Below are 5,776 nucleotides of genomic sequence, written 5' to 3' on the forward strand. Positions count from 1 at the left end.
GCAACATAATTGATAGGCTCAAGATTCAGTCTAGCCAACGATTAGTACTTATTTTGTTGGTGCGAAAGTTGAGTTAAAAGATTTACATTCACATTTAAGCTATTGTTATAAGGAATTAAGAGAATTAAACCCTTATGGCTCTATTAAGACTTTCACTGATAATATTATATTAGCTTATCCAAAACATGAGGATGGAGAAGGGCAATATGGTAGTTTAATATTATCCTTTATGTATTTTCAATTAAACATGATTTTAAAAGGTTATTTCATTCGTGGTGGAATTTCTTTAAACGATTATTACGGTGATGAAACATTTGCTTATGGTCCAGCTTTAGTAGAAGCATATGAACTTGAAAATAATAAGGCAAATTATCCTAGAATTATTTTAAGTGAAAAAATGATTAAATTAATTTTAGGACATATAGAAGATTTTTATGGTGGCGAAGGTGCGCCTCAGATTAGTGAAATATTATGTGATAAAGAGGATAATACTTGTTTCATTAATTACTTGCTATGTATTGAAGATAATCTTCAAGAAAGTGGGGATTTTAAAAGTTATTTTGAAACAATTACAGCTCATAAGGATCAAATTAAAACAGCTATTAATAAAAACTTAAATAATTCAAAAATAATGGTGAAATATAGTTGGGTTGCTAGATATCATAATTATTTTTGTGATTTATACGTAGCTCCTAAATTAGAGCCAGGTGATATTGAAAAATATAAAGTATCTAGCTTATCCGGTGGGAATTTTACCACAATTTTAGATAGAGTAAATGTCTAAAAGTAAAGGAGAATTAATATGTCCAAACGCAAACGTTTACTATCTACTTATAAGAAGCTGAAAGATGGTCGTGGCAAGGATTAGGGATTGATTATAAGCCGTGGATAACAATTCAAGATGTTCCTTCGTTAGGCCGTGCTACACGTTGAAAGGTATTAAAATCCTTCGTCAATTCGAATTTCTTTCATACTTGTAACGAAACTACTTTTATTTGTTGGAATATTTGGCTTTTTTAGTGCGCATACGAGAACAATATCCATTATTACCTATTAAAGAAACGATTGTCATGGCAGATAAGCTGGGTCTAAAACATCCGACAGATACGAAAACAGGAGAGCCAGTTGTCATGACAACAGATTCTTAGTAACTGTTAGTAAAGGACAGTAGCACCTTCATTTAGGACGTACGTTAAAGCTATAGGTATATTTGATTCATTATCTTCAATATTAGATTTGAGAAATCAGACGTTGATACAAAAGAAGCATCCTTATGAATTATTATTGAAGTAGGGATATATAAAGCAATCAATAATTGAACTAACTAACTAGTTAACCCAATATATTGGAGAATAGAAAATGGTAATTTCAATTTCAGCACTTAAAGGATTTTTATTAGAGGAAGCATTATCAAAGTTATTAGAGAATAGTGGATATACTTTAATTAATAAAGATGTGCTAAATTACAGGGACAGATACCCGGAGTTTATATCACAAGGGAATGGATTGAACATAAAAGCGCGAGGAGGTACGCATCAAGCTGATGTTTTAGGTCAATTTCCTATTTCAATTCCGTTTAATTATCCAGTAAGACTATTTGTAGAAGCCAAGTTTAGACGTAATAAAACAGGCATTGATGTTGTACGTTCAGGAATTGGTATTCTTACAGACTTAAATGCAAATTATCAAACAATAGATTTAAATGGAGATGAATTACTAATACAACGCTTTAATTATCAGTATGCTATTTTTTCAACTAGTGGCTTTTCAGAAAATGCTATTAAACTAGCTATTGCATATAAAATTACACTGATTGATTTGCGAGGACGTGAATATTGTGATTTATTAAGAACAATTGATGCAATTGCTCAAGAGTTAAGGCTTGTACTATCAGTGGACAGAATTTCTTTAAATGAAGTAAGGGAGTATATTCGTTATAAATTATTTGATAATAGGATAATTAATGAAAGCATGTAGGAAATCGATGGTATTTAGAGGACATTTTAGAGCCTTTATTTAGTAAAATAAATGAATATGGAGATTTATATTTAGCTTCCATTAATTCACCATTTTCAATTTTGATAAAGCCATCGTCCTATGAAAGATTCAGAAGTTTTATCGAAGACTTTAGAGAATCAACATTTGAAGTTAGAATCCAATGGTATGGTGATGAGCCAGAATTGTGGGAAATATGTTTACATAATCATAGAGCCAATGACCTAACATTTAAGTTTTATTTACCAGAATTAATAAAACAGTATATTTTCAATAGTCCTAATAATTCTAATGCTTTAGTAAATGCATTAAATGCTAAAGAACAGTTTCTTGGCAGCATGATTTTTTATATGAGAAGTGCAGAAAAGTTTATCACATTTAAATATAGAGCAGGTGATGTATATCAATAAATAAATTTAAGTGGAGGGAAATAAATGCTAACTTTCTTCACAAACCCATATCCTGATGAGCTATTGTATTCCGCTATTGCACGTTATCATTTTTATAGTGGGATTATAAAGATACATTGAAAGAGTTATTTGATAGTCGTTCTGTGATACCGAGTGTGGAGATTGGTAGTCATTTTTCTATATTGGAGGAACAGCTTGGTCCCCATTACTCTATCGAAAACCTTTTAGCTAATCATACGATCTATCCTTATTATGCGATGTTCCCTTCAAGAAATCGACAGCAAGAGATCATTCAGGATGTTGCTAACGATGGGGAAGGGCTTTATGCGAGATTAGGAGTAGTTGCAGAGAGGAGAGACTGTTGTACTATTGTAGGTTATATGCAGTTATACCATCTGTAGAAGTAACAGGGGATTTTAAAACAAATGCTCCAATTGGAACTTTTAAATGCACTTGCGGCTTTATTTATGCTAGAAAGAGACCTGATAAATCACTAGAAGACCGTTTTCGTGTTGGTAAAGTAAAGCAATTCGGACATGTATGGTAAGGGAAATTAAAGCAACTAGCTAAAAGTGATTTAAGTATTAGGGCAATTGCTAGAGTACTAGGTGTAGATTCTAAAACGGCAAAAAGGTATTTATCGAATTGTGTCGAAGTGAGTAAAGAAACGTCAGAACCCAGTTAAGGGCTAGTGGCAAAGTATAAACAAGACATTGTGGAGATTATTCAAGAGTTTCCACAATTATCTCGTACTGCGTTACGTGAGAAATGTAAGAAACAATACATTTTCTTATATCGGCATGATAAAGAATGGCTGATGGTTATCCCCTAACGGAAGAGATACGAGATTTTTTACCCAAGCTAAGAATAGTGCTTATTACGGCCAGATCACCGGGCAAACAGTTGGATCTAGGGGCAACATAACAATATCAGTACCAACAAAATGGTAGGTATGAATAATAAGTAAAGTTAGGGATGTGCAAAATTGTTTTGCACTCCCTATTTCATTTTTAAGTGCATAAGGGCAAACATTAATTGAGTAAGAATTAAACCGTAATAATAAGTTTGTATTATAAAATTCTATTTGTTTTATTGTTAACTTGACTCTTGTATTTGAGGATAGATGAATGGAAGGATACCATAATTGGAAGACATCTTCGTTTTTACTAATATTACCTTTTTTCAGCTACCCTTCCAATTCCACGAAAAGGGGATATCATTCTTCTTTTTAAGAAATTTTCAAAATAAGGAAAAGCTACGTTTATTTAGACATATTGAGCAAAATCTGAGTTATTAAGTATTATATCTCTTGTAGTTTTTATGGAAATGAGTGAACAAACATTGCGCTGGAAATTCCTTTTCAAGTTTTATATTAAAAAGATGGTGAAAAGTAAGCTATACGTTGGGGCAAGTGTCTTATTCTTCCTAATGCTTATTAGCAGGATAGTTCTATTTTTTTTAGACCCGTTCGATATGGAAGATTATGGGCAGCAGCCAAGTGAATTATCAATACTTGTACAAATGGTGTCGCTCTTTTATATTGTCTTTTATTATCGAACCTTTTCAAAGGAGCTGCTTTATGGCATACAGTCCTTTTTTGTAGACGGATATCGTATTATGCTGGAGAAAATAAGTGCGATGTTTGCGGCCCATACTGTGTTTCAAATGTCCATGTTAACTGTTACATATGGGGTATATGCAGTTGTTTATTTGATAGTGGGTATAGAGAATCCGGGCTTTTATTTGTCTTTGGTTCGATTTTTAAATATATATATGTTTGCCCCCTTTTTGTTAAGTATGCTTTTTGGTGTAATTGTAGCCATGCTTTTGGGTAATAGAAAAAGCAGCTTTTTTGCTATCTTGTTTATATGGATTGCGAGCGGGGGCATGAATACGGAGTTATTTCCTGGCTTTTTTAGTACTGTTCTTGCAAATGATTGGCGATCTTTGCTTTTCATTGGTATGAATACGGTCATGCATGTGTATGAATCCTATATTGGTTTTGATCTACATTGGGGAAATGAGTTGAAATTAATTACATGGTTTCTTATCTTTTCGGCAGCTCTTCTAATTTTGTCACTGCGTTGGACCCTTATCACCAGGGAACGAAGTCGTGTAATCAAAGTTATTTTAGGGATGTTACTCTTTTCTGTAGTCACAGCCTATGGCACAGTTGAACTAAGCACAAAGTTTTTTAGCAGAGGGGACCATATAGCGGAAACGAATTATTATGAAGGAATAAGTAAAGTTAAAGCTGACTTGCGTTATGAGATTAAATCATATTCAATCGAATTGGATGAAAAGCAGGCAACCGTGCATATGGTATTTTCCCACTTAGATACATTGGAACCCACCTTTCAATTTTACCATGCGTATCCATTGAAATGGATTAAAGCAGATGACGAAACGGTCAGCTATAAACGCGTGGGAGACATTGTTAAGGTAACCTTGCCAAGGAATATTTCCTCACTCACTTTTCGCTATGAAATAGTTGATACAGCCTTTGTTCCGTATACAAATGGCAGAACACTACTGCTTGCAGACAAAGCTTGGTATCCAAAAAAGAGGGCTACCCACATGTATAAAATAAATGAACAAACTGGCCGCATCGAATTAACCGAACAATTTTTGCCTGATGAGAGCTATTCGTTTACGGTCAAAGTCAAAGAGGGACTTTTTTGCAATCTGCCAAGACAGGGTGAAGTATACAGCGGTGATTCCCAAGCAATAACCCTTATTAAAGGACAAGGGAATAAGATCGCATATAGAGACTATTACATAACATATCCTGCAGATTGGCCTAAAATGAAGGAAAGAGCTCCCAAAGTTTTGGCACAATTAGAGACGACTTTTCATGAAGTACAGCAGCTTGCACCGACGACAGTTGAATCATTACCTACAAGTATTGTTTTTTCCAGATACGGTCTGTCTTCCTTAATGACAAAAGATCACCTTGTTTACAACACTGGATATGGAGATGCAGTAGATTCATATGACACTCTAAAAGATTTTCAAGAGCAAATACTTCAGCTCTCGGTACAAAATAAAGGACCGTATATGCTGTTTAGGGAATGGGTATATATGTCAAGCAGATTTATTCGTGAAAAAAATGAGTGGGAACTTGAACCACTGATATTAAGAACGGAAGATAAGTCTGTCGAACTAATACATCAATACTTTCTACCATTAACCTTTGAGCAAAAGCAACATTTTTTAAAGAAATGGTATGAAGAGATGGATGACTGGTGGACCTGGGAGCAAGTGTTGAATTTGTTAAAGGAGCATTCCTGTTAGGAAGGATTTTCGGGGACTTGAACAGAAAAAGCCCTCTTGGTATGATGCGGGGTGTCAAATCACGTCGAATTGACCCC

Annotated in this window: 6 protein-coding genes; all 6 read left to right on the top strand. The window is 34.0% G+C overall.

The window, feature by feature from the left end; genetic code table 11:
• Positions 1-247 precede the first annotated feature (247 nt).
• Complete coding sequence (locus H9631_RS21790) at positions 248-784, top strand: hypothetical protein (protein WP_225221213.1); 537 nt, start codon at positions 248-250, stop codon at positions 782-784.
• Positions 785-1,019: 235 nt separating this feature from the next.
• Positions 1,020-1,148 (top strand): hypothetical protein, encoded by a 129-nt coding sequence (locus H9631_RS22740; RefSeq protein ID WP_318246853.1) that lies wholly within the window; start codon positions 1,020-1,022, stop codon positions 1,146-1,148.
• 211 nt (positions 1,149-1,359) lie between these two features.
• Positions 1,360-1,977 (top strand): restriction endonuclease, encoded by a 618-nt coding sequence (locus H9631_RS22495; RefSeq protein ID WP_225221214.1) that lies wholly within the window; start codon positions 1,360-1,362, stop codon positions 1,975-1,977.
• A 544-nt stretch (positions 1,978-2,521) separates the two neighbouring features.
• On the top strand, positions 2,522-2,806 hold the full coding sequence (locus H9631_RS21805) for a hypothetical protein (protein ID WP_191816508.1): 285 nt from the start codon (positions 2,522-2,524) through the stop codon (positions 2,804-2,806).
• A complete protein-coding gene (locus H9631_RS21810) occupies positions 2,767-2,952 on the top strand; it encodes a TnsD family Tn7-like transposition protein (RefSeq protein WP_191816510.1) in 186 nt (61 codons plus the stop codon). The genes H9631_RS21805 and H9631_RS21810 overlap by 40 nt, the downstream gene beginning before the upstream one ends.
• 794 nt (positions 2,953-3,746) lie before the next feature.
• Positions 3,747-5,699 carry an ABC transporter permease gene (locus H9631_RS21820; protein ID WP_191816512.1) on the top strand — a complete coding sequence of 651 codons (1,953 nt, stop codon included), beginning with the start codon at positions 3,747-3,749 and terminating at the stop codon, positions 5,697-5,699.
• Positions 5,700-5,776 lie beyond the last annotated feature (77 nt).

Source organism: Bacillus norwichensis (genome assembly GCF_014836955.1).
In the GTDB taxonomy this organism is placed as follows: domain Bacteria; phylum Bacillota; class Bacilli; order Bacillales; family Bacillaceae_C; genus Siminovitchia; species Siminovitchia norwichensis.

What these genes read in the sequence shown, in the direction of transcription:
- H9631_RS21790 (WP_225221213.1), top strand. Translation starts at nt 248, where the DNA reads ATGATTTTAAAAGGTTATTTCATTCGTGGTGGAATTTCTTTAAACGAT.
- H9631_RS22495 (WP_225221214.1), top strand. Translation starts at nt 1,360, where the DNA reads ATGGTAATTTCAATTTCAGCACTTAAAGGATTTTTATTAGAGGAAGCA.